The following is a 19,490-nucleotide window of genomic DNA, read 5'->3' on the forward strand; positions in this document are numbered from 1 at the left end:
CTGGGTAAATTCTTTCGTTAAATCGATTATAACCACGTATTCACATAAATCTAATTTATCATTTTTATTAGTTTAAAAACTTATAGGAATGATATTTAACTGCTGATTTCCGCTGCATTTTAAAGACCATTAATGCGTTTAAAACACGCTCACTTCAATACTTTCAGTAGATGAAACTTTAGAATTTTCTCCGACTTTTTGTTCACTTTCTGCCATTTTTAAACAGTAATTTAAAAATTCAATGATCATAAATTGAATTTTCTCTTTTACATTGCAAATAAGAATCATTATTATTAACTCATTGCCAAGATTTATCAATTTAACAAGGAGCATTTTCATGGCACACATTAACAAGTTCGTCGAAAATAATCAGCGCATGTTCAAAAAAACCTTGAGCTATTACATCATGCATATCACGGTTGCGATGTTGGTTGGTTATTACGTGACAGGCAGTATTGCAATGGCTATTACATTAAGTTTACTTGAACCAACTGTTCAAGCGGTTGCCTTTTTCTTCCACGAAAAAGTCTGGGAAAAGAAAGATAAAGCTTTAGAGGAAAATATCCCCGCTTAATCCAACCCTGCTCCTTGTAAAAAAACCACCATCACGGTGGTTTTTTTTATGACCTTTAAACGTTTTTTTACTCCATCTACTTTAACTTTTTATCGATTTCATCCTATAGATTCAAATGTAGACAGCTCATCAAAGCTTGGTTTTTTGCTGTAAGGCCAGCTGTTCATGCGCCTCAACCAATTGTTCTATCGCAAGAATCAGTTTATTTTTTGCCGCATTACACTCAGCAGCTGCACGGTTTTCGTCGTCTTCATCATCTGCGATTTCATATATCGCACAGCGCTTTTCGACTGTCCCTTCAAAAATATCCAATAAATTTTTAATGTGTTTAATATCCATCGCCTTCTCCCTGTGAGATAAAACATAGCTAAAAGATGCTGCCCTGACTGTACCTGTTGCTATAATTATTCACTGAAAAGTATGTTCTCCAAGCCATCAAAACTTGAACTCATTTTTTGTTCTAGTTTAAAGCTGAGTTAAAAAGAAAAGCCATCTCTCCTCTTTAATTCAAACGGTTAAAAATACTTTTCAGCCCTATATTTTTTATATTATGCATAACTGTGGTTTCTGTTTAAAAAACAACTTTGTAACAGCGCATTTGAGCTGAAAACGTCACAGCTCAATCTCGAATCATGCAACAATCAAGCACTCGAATAACGCTATAGAACTCGGAAAATCCCCCTCAGATTTAACGCGTCATCTGGCTTGAACGCCTAGTTTTAAATCAAAAGATACAACTTTTCCTTTGATTTATTCTTAAAATATTATAACAATGAGACTACGCATAAAAATTCTTTATAGGAATGAAGATGAATCTCGCAGCCTTTGAAGCCTTTGTAAAAGTTATGGAAACTGGTTCGATCTCCTTGGCAGCAGATCAGCTCTTCATTACGCAACCTGCTGTGACCAAGCGTATTCACAGTTTAGAAGAATACTTCGGTGTCAAACTTTTTGAATCCGCGGGTCGTGGTGTTCAAGCGACGCATGCAGCAAACTCTCTCTTGCCAAAAGTGAAAAGCTGGCTGAATGAATTGGGTGATATTCACCATACGCTCAGCCATGAGCAAGGTCAGGTTCAAGGTAAACTGAAAATTGGTACCAGTCATCATATCGGCTTACACCATTTACCAGCGCATTTGCGTCAATATGTGCAACAGTTTCCGGAAGTAACCTTAGATGTACACTTTGTTGATTCTGAACAGGCCCATGAGCAAGTTTTGGCTGGCGACTTAGAATTGGCATTTTTAACTTTACCGCCACAAGGTGACAGCCGTTTAAAATACATCACGACATGGAATGATCCACTGGTATTCGTGGTTGCACCTTTCCATCCTTTGGCGCATGTTGAGCATTTAACCTTAGAAGATTTGATCCAATACCCAAGTCTATTGCCTGCGGCGCAAACCTATACCAGTCAAATTACCTTAGCTGAGTTTGAAAAGTATGGACTCAAGCCCAAAGTCACCATGAGCAATAACTCACTTGAGTCGATTCGTATGTTGGTTTCCATTGGTCTTGGTTGGTCAGTCCTTCCTAAAACATTATTGAACCAAGATTTAAAACAATTGAATTTACCTTCAAACATGAATCGTCAATTGGGCATGGTATGGCACCCAGGCCGTACTCAGTCACTTGCTGCACAAAAGCTGGTTGAATTGATGAAACACATCTAATTCATTTTTTTGCCTACAAAATTCAGTTATTAATCAAGCCACCGCTATGGTGGCTTTTTATATTCATCTGTTTAAGCATTTAGAAAAAGCGAATAATTTTCTATATGTTGAATGGTCGCTTAAATTTCTTTTGCATTAAAAATGGGATCACCTTTTTCAGCCGATCCCATTAAATACCAAGGCAGACCCGTCAGTTTTACTTCGTCAACGAATCTTCATGTAATGATTCATTCAATTGATCGACAATAATCGCCCACTCACCATCTGACTTAATTTTTTCGGCCAAGAACTGGCGCTGAGCATCTGTCCAATAATCTGCTTCGGTAATTTTAGTTTGGGCACTGAGTTGATGCGTCACGATAAATAAAGCAATCGCGTCTTCACTCGAATCTAAACCCAGTTGTTCAAATAGATGAGTCATGCGTGGACGTACACTCATTGTCATTCTCCGTGTTAAAACTTATTGTTTATGGATACAAAATTTCTGTTTTAAGGATATAACACGGAACGAACACGCACTCAATTACAGAATTCTATAGCGGTGAAAATTGAATAAAAGGCAAACTGAGCATAATCATCACGACAGATTGAATAAATACCAACAATAAAGGCAGCCCCCAGTTCACTCCTCCTTCTTCAGCAAACACCTGTTCACTATATTTCGGCTGCTGCATATAGGCTTTGGTCTTTTGCACAGCAAAATCGCTATAAAGCCGCTTTCCGATCCCAGCGAGTATGAGGTTAGGAATCAATGACAGCCCCATCAAGACTTGTTCAGGCACACCGATGATGAGTGCCAACATGCTAATCAAAAAACCAACCGCAAAGAATAAGAAGAAATAGCGGTACATCTTTCGATAGAGTAACCAATAGGGTCCAAAAATTAGCCCTGCCCAACTCAGACCATTGTTCTGTCCACCTTGTTGTTCAATGAAATTTAAATAAGATTGAGCACGTGGCCCAATAAAGATTTGAATTAAATGTTTAAAAGAAGCTTCTGTCTGCATACGGAGCGATAGTTCAAATAAGTGAGTCGAGGGTTAATCAAAAGAACATCAAATAAAAAAGCATCTCAAGATGCTTTTTTTCCTGTTCATCTTTAGGCTTGAATTGACCAGTCTTGAATGTCCCAACCTTGTTCTTTTGCTAGGACCTCTAAACGATCATCTGGGTTAATTGCAAAGGCATGATCGGCATATTCCAATAGGAAGCGGTCATTAATCGAATCTGAATAGGCCCAAGATTCTGTCACATCACGACCTTCTAACCATTGATTCAAACGGACTAATTTGCCCTTTTGATAGCACGGAGTATTAATTACTTTACCTGTATATTTACCATTCACAACTTCGGCATTGGTCGCAATGATTTCAGTAATGCCGAATTCACGAAAAATCGGTGCGGTAATAAAATCAGACGTTGCGGTGATCCCGACCAATTGATGCCCTGCATCTTGATGGCGCTGAATGGCAGCATAGCCCTCTGGACGCATTTGCGCACGAATAACTTTTTTCATAAACAACTGATGTAACTCAGTTAAGTAGGCATTATCATGTTGGGTTAAAAACTCAAATACAAATTCGTTATAGGCAATCGGGTCAAGCTGGCCTTTTTTATAATCATCATAAAATTTGTCATTCATGGCACGATGACGAATTGGATCAACCAAGCCTTCATTGACCAAAAACTCCCCCCAAGAATGGTCTGAGTCGGTATTTAATAAGGTGTGATCAAGGTCAAACAGTGCCAATTTCATGAAAATACTCGTAAAAGCTGAAATTTAAGAAAAAAATTGTAAATCTATCTCCGCTAGTCGATAGAAATTCGTTAAGATCATAACAATTTTAACATTTTTACACTTTGCTTTTTCGAGATGGACACAGAAATAAACGTCCCCGTGAGCAAAGTCATAAATTACACAATATTTAGGTAGCCAAATGATCGATTCAGAAGGTTTCCGACCCAACGTCGGGATCATTTTGGCAAACGACATTGGACAAGTTTTATGGGCAAAGCGCATTGGTCACAATGCCTGGCAATTTCCACAAGGAGGTATCCAACATGGAGAAACCCCCGAACAGGCACTTTACCGTGAGCTGAGAGAAGAAGTTGGCTTACTGCCCGAACACGTCCAGGTGATAGCACAAACCCAAGGGTGGTTGCGCTATCGTTTGCCACATCGGTATATACGTACCGATTCAGCCCCCGTTTGTATTGGTCAAAAGCAAAAGTGGTTTTTATTGAAACTGACAGCTTCAGCACAGCATATTCAGCTGGATTTGTCAGACCCACCTGAGTTTGATCAATGGCAATGGGTCAGCTATTGGTACCCACTAGGACAAGTGGTGAATTTTAAACGCGATGTATATCGTAAAGCCATGGTGGAACTTTGCAGTCAGCTTCCACAAAAGCCGTAAAAATTTGCAGAATGGATGCAGATTTTTAGGATGAGTGTTGTTATAAATAAAGCAGAATAAATTTTGGAGCAGACACGATGTCGAACATGCAGCTGGATACATTAAGACGCATAGTCCAAGAGATTAATGCGTCAGCCAGTTTGCATGAATCTTTAGACATAATGGTCAATCAAGTGGCAGAAGCCATGCATGTGGATGTCTGCTCAATCTACTTGCTTGATGAACGAAACCATCGTTATTTACTGATGGCTTCTAAGGGTTTAAACCCTGAAGCCGTTGGGCATGTCTCTTTGCATACCAGTGAAGGTTTGGTCGGCTTAGTTGGACAACGTGAAGAAATCGTCAACTTAGACAATGCTCCCAAACACGAACGCTTTATGTATCTGCCAGAAACCGGGGAAGAAATTTACAATTCCTTCCTCGGTGTTCCGGTAATGTATCGCCGTAAAGTTATGGGTGTCTTGGTGGTTCAAAACAAAGAACCTCAAGACTTTAGCGAAGCTGCCGAATCCTTCCTCGTGACCCTATGCGCTCAACTTTCAGGGGTGATTGCCCATGCACATGCCGTCGGGAATATCGAAGTCTTTCGTAAACCGAACAACCTCCCAGCCTATAAAACCTTCCAAGGCATTTCAGGTTCAGGCGGCATTGCTCTAGGTCGTGCAGTCATCTTATATCCACCTGCTGACTTGGCTTCAGTCCCTGATCGTGAAGCCGATGACATTAGTGAGGAGCTCGAATTACTCGACAATGCCATAGACGCAGTTCGCCAAGAAATTCAGTCGCTTGATGAAAAAATGCAAGATGCCCTCATGGCTGAAGAACGGGCATTATTTAGCGTGTTCTTACGGATGCTCGATGCCAATGCCCTCCCCGCGGAAATTAAAAGTGAAATTCGCGACGGTAACTGGGCACAAGGTGCTGTTCGCATTGTCATTGATAAACACATTGCGCTCTTTGCACAGATGGAAGATGACTATCTCCGTGAGCGTGTCTCAGACTTAAAAGATCTGGGGCGTCGTATCTTAGCCTTTTTGCAAGAAGCAGATGCCAGTCACCGTGAAATCACCGATGAAAGTATTTTAATTGGTGAGGAAATTTCTACAGCTGCTTTGGTTGAACTCCCAGTCGATAAAATCGCAGCGATTGTGACCACTGAAGGTGCCATGAACTCACACATGGTGATTGTGGCGCGTGCCCTCGGCATTCCAACTGTAGTCGGTGTGACTGAACTGCCAATTAACACCCTCGATGATGTCGAAATGATTGTCGATGCACATCAAGGTCGTGTATTCATCAATCCACCTCGTCGCTTACGCACACGTTATAAAGAGATTCAAAAAGAAGAAGAGCAAATTGCCAAAGACCTAAAACAATACGAAACAAAAGATGCCATCACGCCAGATGGCGTCGCGGTTCGATTGTTTGTAAATACAGGCTTGATGATCGATGTAGTTCGCGGTGTACAACGTGGCGCCAAAGGTGTCGGTCTATACCGTTCTGAAATTCCATTTATGCTGCGTGATCGCTTCCCAGGTGAAGAAGAACAGCGCGCGATTTATCGTCAACAGCTCAGTCATTTTGCCAATAAACCCGTAGTGATGCGTACCCTCGATATTGGTGCAGATAAAGACCTGCCTTATTTCTCGATTGAAGAAGAAAACTCAGCTCTGGGTTGGCGTGGGATTCGCTTTACCCTCGATCATCCTGAGATTTTTTCAGCCCAAATTCGTGCCATGCTCAAAGCCAGTATTGGCCTGAACAACTTGCATATTTTGCTGCCGATGGTGACCAGTGTCAGCGAAGTGGAAGAAGCATTGTATTTACTCGATCGTGACTGGCAAGCGGTGCAAGAAGAAGAACAGGTGAAGATTACCAAACCCAAAATCGGCATCATGGTCGAAGTGCCGAGTGTGCTGTTACAGATCGATGAGTTTGCTGAATTGGTTGACTTCTTCTCGGTCGGATCTAACGATTTAACCCAATACTTACTTGCGGTTGACCGTAATAACCCACGGGTTGCCAATGTCTATTCACACTCACACCCAGCCGTACTTCGTGCGCTGACTCGCTTGGTGCAAGAATGTCATAAATACGACAAGCCGATCAGCATCTGCGGGGAAATGGCCGGTGATCCACTCACCGCTATTTTACTGATGGCAATGGGCTTTAATACCCTATCGATGAGTTCGAGTAATATCCTGAAAGTTCGTAAAGCCATCTGCCATGTGCCGATGCCAGATGCAAAAGAGCTCTTGGATCGTGCCTTAAGCATGAATAATCCACTGATGGTGAAAAGCTTAATGGAGTATTACTTTAAGACTCATGGTCTAGGTGATATGGTGAAATCAGCGACACGAATAGTCAGTTAAATTATAAAAATACAGACCAATAAAAAGGGAGATAATCATTCGAATATCCCCCTTTTTTGTGCTTTGCATAGCCGCGTTTTGCATTTTTCTTTCGATCTACAAAAGTTTGGCTTTTGTTAAAATCGTTCATGTGTTTTGCCACAAAGTTGCGAACTTCAACTTCAGGCAGGACTTTTTTCTTTGCCATTTGCATTCACCTTTTTGCCTATACAGCACCCTCGTGCTGTAGTGCATATATTGGTCTATTTTTAGATTTTTTCAAGCACTTTCCTATGGCTTTTTGATACAGTAGAGTTAGCCCCAAATCCATAAAAACTTTGCTTTGCCACATTTTTCCCCCTCTCCCAAAGGGAGAGGAAAATACGTTGCATTTAACTTGCGAAAGCCCTTTCCAGCAAACGCTCCACATCGACCATTTTGGCGTCCAACATCCCCACTACTTGCCCATGTTTAGCGCTATAACGGCTTTGAATAAAACCTGCTGCCACATAGTCAGGTGCATATCTTTTTAATAATACCGCTTGTGCCAAGACCGTTAAGCGACTGACCAAACTGCGCCCCATAAATTGTAAATCTTCAGGTGACTGATGAAATGATTTAAACAAGTCTTGTAATTCGGTTTGCAGGGTTGCATCTGTATTTGCTGTGGCGGCTAAATCTTTAAATAATACTTCGATGGACTCAGCATCACGTGCAACTGCACGCAGCACATCCAAACACATAACATTGCCTGAACCTTCCCAAATGGTATTCACAGGTGCTTCTTTAAAAATGCGCGCCATGATGCCGTTGTCTACATAGCCATTGCCGCCAAAGACTTCCATCATTTCACCACTCAGCTCTACTGTACGCTTACAAATCCAGAACTTAGCAGCTGGGGTCATAATACGCTTCCATGCCACAGACAAAGCATCATCGGATTCATAACACTGCGCCAAATGAAAACTGAGCTGAGTGGCTGCTTCACTTTCTAAAGCTAAATCTGCCAAAACTGCACGCATCAATGGTTGCTCAATCAATAATTTACCGAAGGCTTTTCGCTGACGCGTATAAGCAATGCTCTGCACGAGGGCTTGGCGTAGCATGGCACTTGAACCGACTGAACAGGTTAAACGTGTATAATTGGCCATTTCAATAATAGTCGGTATCCCACGCCCTGCTTCGCCAATCATGATACCCCACGCATTTTTAAATTCGACTTCTGAACTTGAGTTGCTACGGTTACCGACTTTTTCTTTTAAGCGTTGCACCTGAATTTGATTTTTGCTGCCATCTTCCAACCAACGCGGCACAAAAAAGCAGGCTAAACCGTCTTGCTCGGTTTTTGCCACCACCAAATGCGCATCACACATCGGCGCAGAGAAAAACCATTTGTGCCCTGTGAGTAAATAAGCTTGGCCTCGACCTGTTTCTGCAATAGGTGCAGCAAGGGTTTCATTGGCACGCACATCCGATCCACCCTGTTTTTCGGTCATGCCCATACCGAGCCAAATCGACTTTTTCTGTGCAATTGGGACATCACGCTCATCATATTCGGTGGATAAAAGCTTCTCACCTATTTTTGCCCAAAGTTCAGGTTCACGTTGTATGAGTGGAATGCTACCCAGCGTCATCGAATTTGGGCATAAGTTGCCACACTCGACCTGCCCCGCTAGATAAAAACGCGCTGCCCATTCAACCCATTTACTTTTAGAATTCGGCTGATTGAAAGGATGTGCATGGGTATCAAACTGGCGGTTTAGACTCATCCATTTATGCCATGCGGGATGAAATACAATGTAGTCTTTCCGGCGTCCACGCGCATCGAAGGATTGTAAAATTGGAGTGTGGCGATTTGCGAGATCTGCATATTCATAATATTCACTAGAACCTACAGCTTTGCCCATTTCGCACAATGTCGCCTGATCATGACTGCCATAACGTTTTAATATTTCGTGTAAAACCGTATCACTGGAAAATAGATTATAGTTTTCCAATTCATCAAATTGATTCGTAATTTGATGGGTCATCCATGCCTGATCGAATGTCGGATTTGATGTCTGCATTGTTTATATTTCCTGCTTGTTCTTATCTCCATTTCATTTCAGTATAGACAATTATTTACTGCTATATGTTCGGCTTTTCTTGGCCTATCTTTATGAAACATTCTGAGATAAACGTACGACGTAAGCCTCGTCAATCACGCGCCAAGCTCACGCAAGAGGCATTGCAAGAAAGTTTTGTTCGGCTTTTGCATGAACGGCCTGCCGACAAAATTACCATTCGTGAAATTACTGATCTCGCAGGTGTCGGTTTAGGCACCTTTTATGAGTATTTTTCAAAAAAAGAAGATTTGATTGCGCTGACTATTCATTTACATGTGAAACACAATGCCGAACAGATGAAAACTTATGCACAATCGCTGATGAAGTTATCCACAAATTTGGACTTATCTGCTTATGTTCAGCACATGATTCATTTTCAAATTAAGCAAGTTAAAGCACAGCAATTTTTATGGGCACAGGTATTTTTGTTAGAACGACAGATTTCTAGTATTGAAATCTATCAAAAAAGCTATGCCATGATGGTAGAGATGTGGCGCACGATTTTGACACATTTTAAAGCTGAAATTGCGCTTGATCGGCTGGCGTTGAATTTTCAGCGAGTGTGTTACGGATTTATTTCGCAGAGCTTGTTAGTAACCCCTGAGTTTGCGAAATGGCATGATTTAGAGCGAGATATAATTCATATGTTGCGCGATTAGACCTCACGGACAAGTTGCTGACGTTTAAAATGCATTGGTTAATAAAATAAAGTCATGTTATTTATAAAAAAACCGGCTGTTAAACCGGTTTTTTTAGATATTTAGGAAATTTATTTTTACGGCAGAAGAAAATCATTCATCACTTTGCTTATCCGGCAATAAAAGTGCTTTAGAAGTTAAGCTTTTATTGCCAGCTAACTTATCTCATTTACACGCCTTTGCAATGCTGCCGTGTTCTAAGCTCTTTAAAAACTCAGCCGTATATTTCGGGCTATGGCGTAATGCATCTCGATGATCGCCATTTGGGATCGCATGATAGACCGCTGGCAATTTTTGTTTGCACACTTGCTGGTAATAACTTTGTGTACCGCGATGATCGACCAAATGGTCTGCTGTACCCTGAACAAACATCAATGGTACGGTTGGCTTCATATATTCAATCGACTGTCGTTTTAAGTAGCTTAATAAAGGTTTTAAGTCTGTATCTTTTTTAAAGATTGGCTGAGGTGCTTGTTTTAACTCAGTTTGTAGTTCTGACAAACAGCGTTTACGGGCCTGATTTAATAAAGACTGCATATCTGGACTAACCAGTTGATCTACATTGATCGATGGATCTGCTGCGGCTGCTCCCAACAACACGATTGGGAAAAATGCTGCTACATTGGTATCTGGATTTGGATTGGTTTGTACGTATTCAGCAATGCCTTCATATTGATAACCACCCGGTGCCAAGGCGATTGCAGCGTTAAGATTCAATTCAGGCGCATCTTTTTGCCCCTGAGCTGCAACCGCAATAGCAGCTGCACCACCTTGACTATGCCCCATCACCACCCAATCTTTATTAAACTGCTTCGGCTTCCAAGAATGCAATGCACGCACAGAATCCACCACATTATAAACTTGACTCGCTGCATTCATATAAGGATGCATCCCCGGTGTACCCAGTCCTTGATAATCTGTTGCAATCACTGCATAGCCACGCATCAACCAACTGTCGAGTGCACCATCAATGACTTCTTGCAAACTATGCACAGGCCCACGGAGCACATGTATCAGCCACACCAGTCGTGCCATGTGCCCATGCCAATACGGGCCAGCCTTGTTTAGGTGCTTGTCCTTCAGGTAGTAAAATATAACCCGAAGTCACAATGGGTTCGCCATTAACCCCTCGACTACGATACGTGATCACATAACGTTGCCCAGCATGTTGATATGATGTAGGAATCGATTCACGTTGCAGTGACAACATCGAACCTGGCAACAATGCTGCAATATTGTTTTGAGTTTGAGAAATATTAGCTTTAGGCATCACTGTATCTGCCGCATATAATTCAGTTGCACTTAAGCCAACAATTGAGCCAGCAATGACTAAGGCGCTGGAGAACTTTGATAAATGTTTTCTTTGATTCAACATAATAAACCTCTGAACGTTCATTCAAGTTACACGTTGTTTATCTAAAAATAAGAAACTCATAATCACTGTTTATTTAATTCTTGTCTTACAGCTACATATCGATTTTTTACAAACTATAAATGGTGCTTTCAACCCTCTTTTCAATTAGCCCACTTTTTCAATTCCGCTTAGCCCTAATTAAAGGCTTTTTATAAAAAGTCCAGCTTAGTACATAAAATCGTTTTATGTATTTCGTAAAAGTTAAAGATAGCTGTACCAACTGGCATCAATCCATAAAAATTTATTTACATTTTTTTAAACGACGTAATCCACTTGCCAATATTAATAGCTCAAAAATGTCTTTCATTAACTAGAATCAGCTAAAAAAACCTATATGAAGACTAAAATCCATAATAAAAATATGGATTTAATTAGTTCGTCCTCTTCTACCTATCATAGCAACATATTTGAGTTTAATTCATCGATAAAATATTAAAACAAAATATATAAACAAATAATTTAAATTCAACAACTTGATTCATCGAATTAACCATTTATTCAAAACTATTTTTCCATTTGTCAAAAGCCACAGAAAGCTTTAGAGTCAATAAGTAAATAAAGATTTTTAAGCTTTTAACGGCTACAGTTTTATGACTTCTCTTCGATTGATTGCTGCTTGAAAAATTTTAGAATGAGAGAAAAACTGTTGTCACATTGTCACTTTAAAATGAATTAACAAAACGGTTAATGTCATGTGCTGTTGAGCGTGTTATCAATTGAAAAGTTATAGCTCCCAACTTTAATACATGATCATAATAATGGAGATACTCAATGAGCGACGACGTTAAAAAATGTCCTGTCACCCACCTAACAACTGATGCTGGTGCTCCTGTTGTAGACAACCAGAACAGTATGACGGCAGGTGCACGTGGTCCTTTACTTGCCCAAGATTTATGGCTTAATGAAAAACTCGGTAATTTCGTTCGTGAAGTAATTCCAGAGCGTCGTATGCATGCTAAAGGTTCTGGTGCTTTCGGTACGTTTACCGTGACTAACGATATTACCCAATATACCCGCGCTAAAATTTTCTCAGAAGTTGGTAAAAAAACTGAACTTTTTGCTCGTTTCTCTACCGTAGCGGGTGAGCGTGGTGCTGCAGATGCAGAACGCGATATTCGTGGTTTTGCCCTTAAATTCTATACTGAAGAAGGTAACTGGGATTTAGTTGGTAATAATACGCCTGTCTTCTTCCTACGTGATGCACGTAAATTCCCTGACTTAAATAAAGCAGTGAAACGTGATCCAAAAACCAATAAGCGTAGTGCAACAAATAACTGGGATTTCTGGACTTTACTTCCTGAAGCTCTACACCAAGTTACGATTGTGATGTCTGACCGCGGTATTCCAGATGGTTACCGTCATATGCATGGTTTTGGTAGCCATACCTTCAGTTTTATTAATGCCAATAATGAACGCTTCTGGGTTAAATTCCACATGCGCACTCAACAAGGCATTAAAAATTTAACCGATGCTGAAGCTGAAGCGATTATTGCCAAAGACCGTGAAAGCTCACAAACAGACTTGTTCGATGCAATTGAACGCGGCGATTTCCCGAAATGGAAAATGTACGTTCAAATCATGCCTGAACTTGATGCAGAAAAAGTACCTTATCATCCATTCGATTTAACCAAAGTATGGCCTAAAGGTGACTATCCATTGGTTGAAGTGGGTGAATTCGAACTCAACCGTAACCCTGAAAACTATTTCCACGATGTAGAACAAGCTGCGTTTGCACCAAGCAACTTGGTTCCAGGCATTAGTTTCTCACCTGACCGCATGCTGCAAGCGCGTTTATTCAACTATGCGGATGCTGCACGTTACCGTGTGGGTGTAAACCATTACCAAATTCCTGTGAATGCACCACGTTGCCCTGTTCACTCGAACCGTCGTGATGGTCAAGGCCGTATGGATGGTAACTATGGTGCAACACCGCATTATGAACCAAATAGCTTCAGCCAATGGCAAGAGCAACCACAATACAAAGAACCACCATTGAAAATTACTGGTGATGCTGACTTGTGGGATTATCGTGAAGATGACAGCGACTATTTCAGTCAACCACGTGCATTATTCAACTTAATGAATGATGAACAAAAACAAGCATTGTTTAATAACACTGCTGGCGCAATGGGCGATGCACTCGACTTCATCAAATACCGTCATATCCGTAACTGTTACGCATGTGATCCAGCTTATGGTGAAGGTGTTGCAAAAGCATTAGGCTTAACTGTAGCGGATGCGCAAGCTGCTCGTGCAACTGATCCAGCTCAAGGTAATCCTGGCTTGCTTTAAGTTTTATCTTTGAATAAAAAAACCACCTTTTAAGGTGGTTTTTTCTTGGCATTAAATATTCCAATTAACTTCTAATTAATCCTTAAACAATCAATTTTTTGCCTTCATGCATGGTTAAAAATGGATTCATTAACTTTGATGTTTTTCGCATTGCATGATGTAAGTCATGTTCAGGTTGGTCTCTAGCTTCATCAGTCAACTGAAAAGTCCGATAATGCATTGCCAATGAACATTTTGACTGTAAATCTTTATGCGCCTGAAAAGCTTCTTCGGGATTCATGTGCAAATATTTCATTAAACGACGTGGCTCATAAGCTCCAATCGGTAATAACGCTACTCGGGGTGCACCTAAGCGTGTATGGATTTGTTTGAAATGTGCGGCATAGCCCGTATCTCCAGCAAAGAAGAAATGTCCTGTACTATGCACGATGGAAAAACCTCCCCATAAGGCATGATTTTGATCTCGCCAACCACGACCTGAACCATGCTGTGCAGGCGTATAAACGATACGCAAATCTTCAAACATTTCCGATTGCCACCAATCAAGTTCAATGACATTGAAATGTGTTGGCAAATAATAAGCATTGCCTAAACCAGTATAAATCGGCATAGCGAATTGTTCATGTAACCAATTCAAGGTTGCTAAATCCATATGATCATAATGATTATGGCTTAGTAAAACCCCATGAATTGTAGGTAATTCTTCTAAGGCAATTCCTGCAGGACAAGCACGTCGTGGTCCAGTCCCGTGACGTGGGCCTGCATACTCCGCCCATACAGGATCGGTCAAAAAATTATATGGCCCAATTTGAATCAAAACCGTCGCATGTCCGACAAACCAAACCAACCAATCATCCATTTTAGCCAATGGCCGATTGTGCGGAATGCTACGCGAAGAAGCAAAAAACTGTTGGTATTCTTGCTCACGATCTACTTTCCATGTATCGCTTTTACGCGTCATGATCCATTTCAGCATATCTTTACGCGTAAACGCATCTGGATTTTGAAGGGTATTAAAGAATTTTTCCCCATTAAAATGGTCAGTTGCCAGATAATCAAATACAGGCTTCGTCCCCGTATGTTTCATACAGCTTTTAGTACTGATTTGAAACTGTGCTGATTGAGTTTTTTGATTCATGTGTATTTAAAATTCATTCACTGTGCTGACAAACCTTGCAAAGTATTTAACCTCGCAGACCTATTGATCAAGACGACCTTTCATGCGCTCAAGCCAAACCTTCCGAGATTGAGGCTTGACAAAGAGTGCCACAATTTCAGGATGAAGCTGTTTAATTTGTGCTTCAATTCTGTTGACACAAGCTTCTATATCATCTGACGTTAAATTATCTTTAAATTCAAGACTCAAAGATGCCAAAACTTGATGTGCACCCATCTGCTCTGTTAACACCCCATTGGCAGAATGCACTGCTGGATCTTGCTCTGCAACCATCAAGACATTATGCCTCAATTGTGGGTCAGCAGTTTCTCCCATGAGCAATCCTTTAGTCTCACGTGCAAGTAAAATTGCTGAAATAGCGAGTACAACCCCAATTAGAATTGATGCCAGACCATCAAGCATTGGCATATTCAGCGCGTGTGATAAATAGATCCCGATCAGGGCAATAAACAGACCAATCAGGGCTGCTGAGTCTTCAAATAACACGGTAAATGTCGTCGGATCTTTACTGCGTCGAAATGCTTCAAAATAGCCCTGTTTACCTTTGATTTTACGAAATGCTTTCAATGCCACAAACCAAGAGGTCCCTTCACACAAAATCGCAATACCTAATACGATATAGTTAATCATCGGATTTTGCATTTCTTCGGGATGATAAATATGACTAACCCCTTGATAAATCGACACGATCGCACCCAAAGCAAAGACCATCAACGCCACAATAAACGCCCAAAAATACAGCTCTCGCCCATAGCCAAACGGATGGCGTGCATTTGCTGGCTGCTGCGATTTTTTCATACCGTAGAGCAGTAAGATTTCATTTAAAGTATCAACCACAGAGTGAATGGCTTCACTCAACATGGCTGAACTATTCGTCAAATACGCAGCCACAAACTTAACCAAGGCAATGGCAAGATTTCCGAATAAGGCTGCATACACAACGACTTTATTAGATTCAGACATTTAAAATTGTCCTAAATTTATTTTTATCAAACAGATCTATTTGATTTTATAGCTCATTCCATAGTACTCAAACTGACTGTAGCTGTTGTTTGTTATTTTGTTGTTTTTACACCAACTGTCGATTGTTTCGACAATGCCATCATGTTCCATGTGAAACACGCTCTTTAGCGCAAAGGTATAGAAAAAAAAGAAGCCGCAGCTTCCTTATAATTCTGTAGATGTACACGGTTCAACGTACTTTATTAAAATATTGCTCGTGCCACTCTTTCCAAAAGTACATCACAATACCAAACATCACGACCACGATTCCAACAAAGGCATTGGAGCTAATATGTTCACTGTTCAACGTAGCTCCCAAAACCAATGCTATGACAGGTGTCATCACATTACTGAGTGACACCGTTGATGCCGCCAAACGTCTGATCAGCCAGAAGTAACACAGCATTGCCACAATGGATGACATGATCATGGTAAAGACAAATCCAATCATCGCACGGCCGCTTGGCAATTCGGTTGGAAAATGCTGCCAGATAAAAGGAATGATGAGTACCGAACCCAAGGCAGAAACAATCAGAGAACCTGTTGCCTGAGACATCGGTTTTAACGGTGCGTTAATCTGTTTCACCCAAAAAATCGAACTGATATACGACACCATGCTGATTAGCATCAGTACAACGCCAATTGGATTGACTTTGCTATCAGCAGAATCTGCAAAGACAAAAATTAGCCCCCCCACTGCAACCGCCATGCCCAACCACTGCAAAGCGACCAATTTATGTGTTTTTAAAATTACATGGCCAATCAAACCGGCAATTAAGGGTGAAAAACCAAAAATCAGTGCCATTAAACCAGAGGTGAGATAATTGGCTGCCAGATAAATAAATAACTGTGCGCCAATCAAATTCAAACTCCCTGCCACATAACTTTTTAATGAGGTTTCATCAAACGGCAAAGGATCACGCATCAATTTCAACAAAAACAGCGCAATAATAGATACACCGAAGTAACGGATAATCAACACCCACATCGGATGTATTTCCTGTACACTCCACACAATCGCGAGCGGCGTCGTCGCCCAAATCAGTACCAAAAGAGCATATATACTTGCCGTCAGCGGCAGTGAAGATTTCATTTCATTCTCAAATTTGATTGTTCTAACGACTTAACCTGAAACCCACTATTCAGATCTGGAACTACTCGTAAGACCATTAACTAATAAAGTTTAAGACCAATTATTGTTCTCCCCTTTATCAACTAAATTGGAGGCGGTATGAATGCCACCCGATCGTTTGGGGTATAAGGACTTCTCTTCAAACGATCAATAATCTCCCCTAACCCCTCTTTAAAAAAAGAGGGGGAATCATCCAAACGAAATCCATTCTTCACAAAGACTACTCCCTCCTTTGAAAAAGGAGGGCTGGGGAGGATTAAAACCGTTGAATAGATCTACATAAGCTAAAACTATATACATGGACTACAAAATAGCTTTATAAGTGCGACGCTAAAACTAAAGACATAAAAAAACAGACCTACGTTACCGCAAGTCTGCTCCTCTTAGACATTCAGCTTACTTTACAAGTTTACGTAAATCTTGGCTTAAATCTAAATATTTATCCGCTTCAAACGCCGCATTCTTGCTAATCAATTTTTTCAAATGACGCATCTCTTTCGCAGCATTTACAGTGATACCACCCACGATTACACCGTCAGTAACACCAAATAAAACAAATGATGATTCTGCAGCTAATTCAGGATTAACTTCGCCACGTGCAATCCATTCGCTTGCAGCCATATCACCTACAAATTGATAGTTGATATTTAACTGATCTGTCCAAAACCACGCTGGATTTGGGGTTGGATGTTCTACATCCATTACATGACGAGCAAAGATACCTGCTTGCAAGTTCGCATTTTCCCAAGTTTCGACACGACGGTGGTTACCACAGTCACGAAGCTGAGTCGCAACGTCACCCGCTGCATAAATATCTGGATGCGAAGTTTGGCAGTTATTATTCACTTTAATGGCAAAATCAACGTCTAAACCTGCATCAACCGCAAGTTGAGCATTTGGCACAATGCCAATACCATAGATCACTGCATCGGCACGAAGTTCTTCACCGCCTTCAAGCGTGATCACTACTTCTTCGCCATCAAGCTTACAGTCAGCAATAGAAGTCGAAAGACGAACATCTACACCTGCAAGACGTTGCTGTGCCAATAAGAATTCACTTAAAACACGTGGAGATGAACGACCCATGACCATCGGACCCATTTCAATCACGGTCACGATACAGTCTTTAGAACGTGCTGAAGATGCAAGCTCAAGACCAATCACACCACCGCCGATCAATACAATACGGCGACCCGCTTGTAATACAGGCACCAATGCTTGTGAATCTTCAAGGTTACGTAAGGTATAAACGTGTTTACCCAAAGCATCGAAATTCGGTAAACGGCGTGCTGCACCACCGGTTGCTAGAAGCAACTTGTCAAATGCAACAATTTCGCCATTTTTCAGTTCAACTGTTTTCGCATCGCTATGGATTTTCACAACGCCATTGCCACGAATATGTTCAACACCGAGTTCTGCCAATTTTTCTTCTGACAGAATTTCGATTTTGGTCTCTTCAGGTTTTAGAATTACGTCTTTAGACAAAGGCGGACGTTCATAAGGAAGATGTGTTTCATCACCCACCAAAATGATTTTGCCTTCATACTTGTTCGCACGGAGTTCTAAAATGGCGCTAGCACCAGCTTGACCAGCTCCAACAATAACGATGGTTTCGATACCATTTTGGCTCATGGGTTTGTTCCTTATTTCAATTCTGCAGATACGATGCCGAAGCCCGCAATCCACTCACTAATATCTTCGTAGCAATGTGTTGTCATGTCGTATTCGCCCACTTCATGTAGTGCAGCAAAAGCAGCCATCCAAGAACGAACTTCTTGACCGCCACGACCACCTTCAACACGAATTTCAGCTTCAGTCATCGCTTCAATAGCAGCAAAGTCAGCTTTGGCAAAAGTATCAAGCAATGCACGATCCCATTCTGGGTTTAAAGGCACTGCGACAGAAGTATCACCCGCTGCGAGCTTTTGACCGACAGCAATGATTTTGCCTTGACGTGTATTACGTGCCTCTTCAGTTGGATTACGACCTGCAATCAGGAACTCTTCCACTTCTGGTGGAACTGAACCCATTTGCGGCGTTGGTGGATCATGAGACAAACCACCTGTACCCAAAACAAGTACACGTTCATTCTCTAAGTTCAATGATTTAATGAACTGACCGACTGCACGACCCAAAGCGACTGTACGCTTGGTTGTTGGCATCGGTGCAGCTGCACCATTGATAAAAATTGGAATCGTTGGATAACGATCAAGCTTGCCACCACAAAGGAAATGTAATGGTTGAGTCACACCGTGGTCTGCCTGCATACGATAAGAGTATGCAACATCGACACCTTCATCCAATACGCGACGAACCAGACTGATTGCTGTTTCTTCAGGCACATTGATGTGGTCATTGTCTTTACCATAATCCCAATCACCTGCTGCTTTGGCACGAATACCGACGCAGAAAGATGGCATGAGGTCATAGAAGAAACCATTGAAATGGTCTGGACCAAAAGTAATGATCAATGTTGGATTATAGTCTTCAACTTCTTTAGCGAGTTTGGCAAAAGTTTCGCGAACTTTTTCCTCTTTGTATTTCTCTTGCGGAGAAGCGAATTCCATTAGGGGACTGTGCGATGCACAAATAAGTTTAACGGCCATGGGTGACTCCTAAACGGAAGGCAGCCAAGACGGCTGCCGAGTAAGTCCT

At 41.3% G+C, this 19,490-nt stretch carries 18 protein-coding genes and 1 pseudogene; 6 read left to right on the forward strand and 13 right to left on the reverse strand.

Translation table 11 applies throughout. The features are described from left to right. Positions 1–138 precede the first annotated feature (138 nt). Positions 139–339 carry a hypothetical protein gene (locus AC4CU0_RS13030; RefSeq protein ID WP_111884089.1) on the reverse strand — a complete coding sequence of 67 codons (201 nt, stop codon included), beginning with the start codon at positions 337–339 and terminating at the stop codon, positions 139–141. Between AC4CU0_RS13030 and AC4CU0_RS13035 the strand changes: the two genes are divergently transcribed. Beyond that, a complete protein-coding gene (locus AC4CU0_RS13035) occupies positions 338–574 on the forward strand; it encodes a DUF2061 domain-containing protein (RefSeq protein ID WP_180101442.1) in 237 nt (78 codons plus the stop codon). The genes AC4CU0_RS13030 and AC4CU0_RS13035 overlap by 2 nt on opposite strands. A gap of 129 nt (positions 575–703) precedes the next feature. On the opposite strand, the gene AC4CU0_RS13040 is transcribed toward AC4CU0_RS13035, so the two are convergent. Continuing rightward, positions 704–913 carry a hypothetical protein gene (locus AC4CU0_RS13040; protein ID WP_111884091.1) on the reverse strand — a complete coding sequence of 70 codons (210 nt, stop codon included), beginning with the start codon at positions 911–913 and terminating at the stop codon, positions 704–706. A 470-nt stretch (positions 914–1,383) separates the two neighbouring features. Here AC4CU0_RS13040 and AC4CU0_RS13045 point away from each other — a divergent pair, with 470 nt between their 5' ends. Next, a complete protein-coding gene (locus AC4CU0_RS13045) occupies positions 1,384–2,247 on the forward strand; it encodes a LysR family transcriptional regulator (protein ID WP_180084725.1) in 864 nt (287 codons plus the stop codon). 196 nt (positions 2,248–2,443) lie between these two features. Here AC4CU0_RS13045 and AC4CU0_RS13050 read toward each other — a convergent pair whose 3' ends face one another. The 3 genes from AC4CU0_RS13050 to AC4CU0_RS13060 all read right to left on the reverse strand — a co-directional run bounded on the left by AC4CU0_RS13050 (position 2,444) and on the right by AC4CU0_RS13060 (position 4,003). Next, positions 2,444–2,686: a DUF2789 family protein gene (locus AC4CU0_RS13050; RefSeq protein WP_078189726.1), complete on the reverse strand. Its 243-nt coding sequence runs from the start codon at positions 2,684–2,686 to the stop codon at positions 2,444–2,446. A gap of 94 nt (positions 2,687–2,780) precedes the next feature. Further along, positions 2,781–3,254 carry a DUF2628 domain-containing protein gene (locus AC4CU0_RS13055; RefSeq protein WP_490743281.1) on the reverse strand — a complete coding sequence of 158 codons (474 nt, stop codon included), beginning with the start codon at positions 3,252–3,254 and terminating at the stop codon, positions 2,781–2,783. Positions 3,255–3,346: 92 nt separating this feature from the next. Further along, positions 3,347–4,003: an HAD family hydrolase gene (locus AC4CU0_RS13060; protein WP_490743282.1), complete on the reverse strand. Its 657-nt coding sequence runs from the start codon at positions 4,001–4,003 to the stop codon at positions 3,347–3,349. 181 nt (positions 4,004–4,184) lie between these two features. Here AC4CU0_RS13060 and AC4CU0_RS13065 point away from each other — a divergent pair, with 181 nt between their 5' ends. Together AC4CU0_RS13065 and ptsP are read left to right on the forward strand one after the other, a co-directional pair. Further along, complete coding sequence (locus tag AC4CU0_RS13065) at positions 4,185–4,664, forward strand: RNA pyrophosphohydrolase (protein ID WP_078192761.1); 480 nt, start codon at positions 4,185–4,187, stop codon at positions 4,662–4,664. A 77-nt stretch (positions 4,665–4,741) separates the two neighbouring features. Continuing rightward, positions 4,742–7,036, forward strand: coding sequence for a phosphoenolpyruvate--protein phosphotransferase (gene ptsP, locus AC4CU0_RS13070; protein ID WP_180024480.1), 2,295 nt, complete (start codon positions 4,742–4,744; stop codon positions 7,034–7,036). Between the two features lies 1 nt (position 7,037). Here the strand turns inward: ptsP and AC4CU0_RS13075 are convergent, their stop codons facing one another. After that, a complete protein-coding gene (locus tag AC4CU0_RS13075) occupies positions 7,038–7,223 on the reverse strand; it encodes a DUF7230 family protein (protein WP_180024481.1) in 186 nt (61 codons plus the stop codon). A gap of 184 nt (positions 7,224–7,407) precedes the next feature. Next, a complete protein-coding gene (locus AC4CU0_RS13080) occupies positions 7,408–9,081 on the reverse strand; it encodes an acyl-CoA dehydrogenase family protein (protein ID WP_490743283.1) in 1,674 nt (557 codons plus the stop codon). Between the two features lie 92 nt (positions 9,082–9,173). Here AC4CU0_RS13080 and AC4CU0_RS13085 point away from each other — a divergent pair, with 92 nt between their 5' ends. After that, entirely contained in the window at positions 9,174–9,779 is a 606-nt protein-coding gene (locus AC4CU0_RS13085; RefSeq protein WP_067764153.1) for a TetR/AcrR family transcriptional regulator, read from the forward strand. A 204-nt stretch (positions 9,780–9,983) separates the two neighbouring features. On the opposite strand, the pseudogene AC4CU0_RS13090 reads toward AC4CU0_RS13085, so the two are convergent. Beyond that, positions 9,984–11,193 (reverse strand): annotated as a pseudogene (locus tag AC4CU0_RS13090) (alpha/beta hydrolase family protein). 810 nt (positions 11,194–12,003) lie between these two features. Between AC4CU0_RS13090 and AC4CU0_RS13095 the strand changes: the two are divergent. After that, positions 12,004–13,524 (forward strand): catalase, encoded by a 1,521-nt coding sequence (locus tag AC4CU0_RS13095; protein ID WP_490743284.1) that lies wholly within the window; start codon positions 12,004–12,006, stop codon positions 13,522–13,524. An 82-nt stretch (positions 13,525–13,606) separates the two neighbouring features. Here AC4CU0_RS13095 and AC4CU0_RS13100 read toward each other — a convergent pair whose 3' ends face one another. The 5 genes from AC4CU0_RS13100 to AC4CU0_RS13120 form a co-directional block, all read right to left on the reverse strand. Further along, positions 13,607–14,662: an MBL fold metallo-hydrolase gene (locus AC4CU0_RS13100; RefSeq protein WP_490743285.1), complete on the reverse strand. Its 1,056-nt coding sequence runs from the start codon at positions 14,660–14,662 to the stop codon at positions 13,607–13,609. Between the two features lie 60 nt (positions 14,663–14,722). After that, positions 14,723–15,664: a cation diffusion facilitator family transporter gene (locus AC4CU0_RS13105; protein ID WP_490743286.1), complete on the reverse strand. Its 942-nt coding sequence runs from the start codon at positions 15,662–15,664 to the stop codon at positions 14,723–14,725. A 229-nt stretch (positions 15,665–15,893) separates the two neighbouring features. Beyond that, positions 15,894–16,796 carry a DMT family transporter gene (locus AC4CU0_RS13110; protein ID WP_490743287.1) on the reverse strand — a complete coding sequence of 301 codons (903 nt, stop codon included), beginning with the start codon at positions 16,794–16,796 and terminating at the stop codon, positions 15,894–15,896. A 435-nt stretch (positions 16,797–17,231) separates the two neighbouring features. Then, the gene (hcaD, locus tag AC4CU0_RS13115) at positions 17,232–18,467 is read right to left on the reverse strand and encodes a 3-phenylpropionate/cinnamic acid dioxygenase ferredoxin--NAD(+) reductase subunit (protein WP_490743288.1); all 1,236 of its coding nucleotides are present in this window, start codon (positions 18,465–18,467) and stop codon (positions 17,232–17,234) included. Positions 18,468–18,478: 11 nt separating this feature from the next. Further along, complete coding sequence (locus tag AC4CU0_RS13120) at positions 18,479–19,441, reverse strand: 3-carboxyethylcatechol 2,3-dioxygenase (protein ID WP_180007135.1); 963 nt, start codon at positions 19,439–19,441, stop codon at positions 18,479–18,481. Positions 19,442–19,490: the final 49 nt, after the last annotated feature.

Source organism: Acinetobacter sp. LipI_15 (assembly GCF_058242865.1).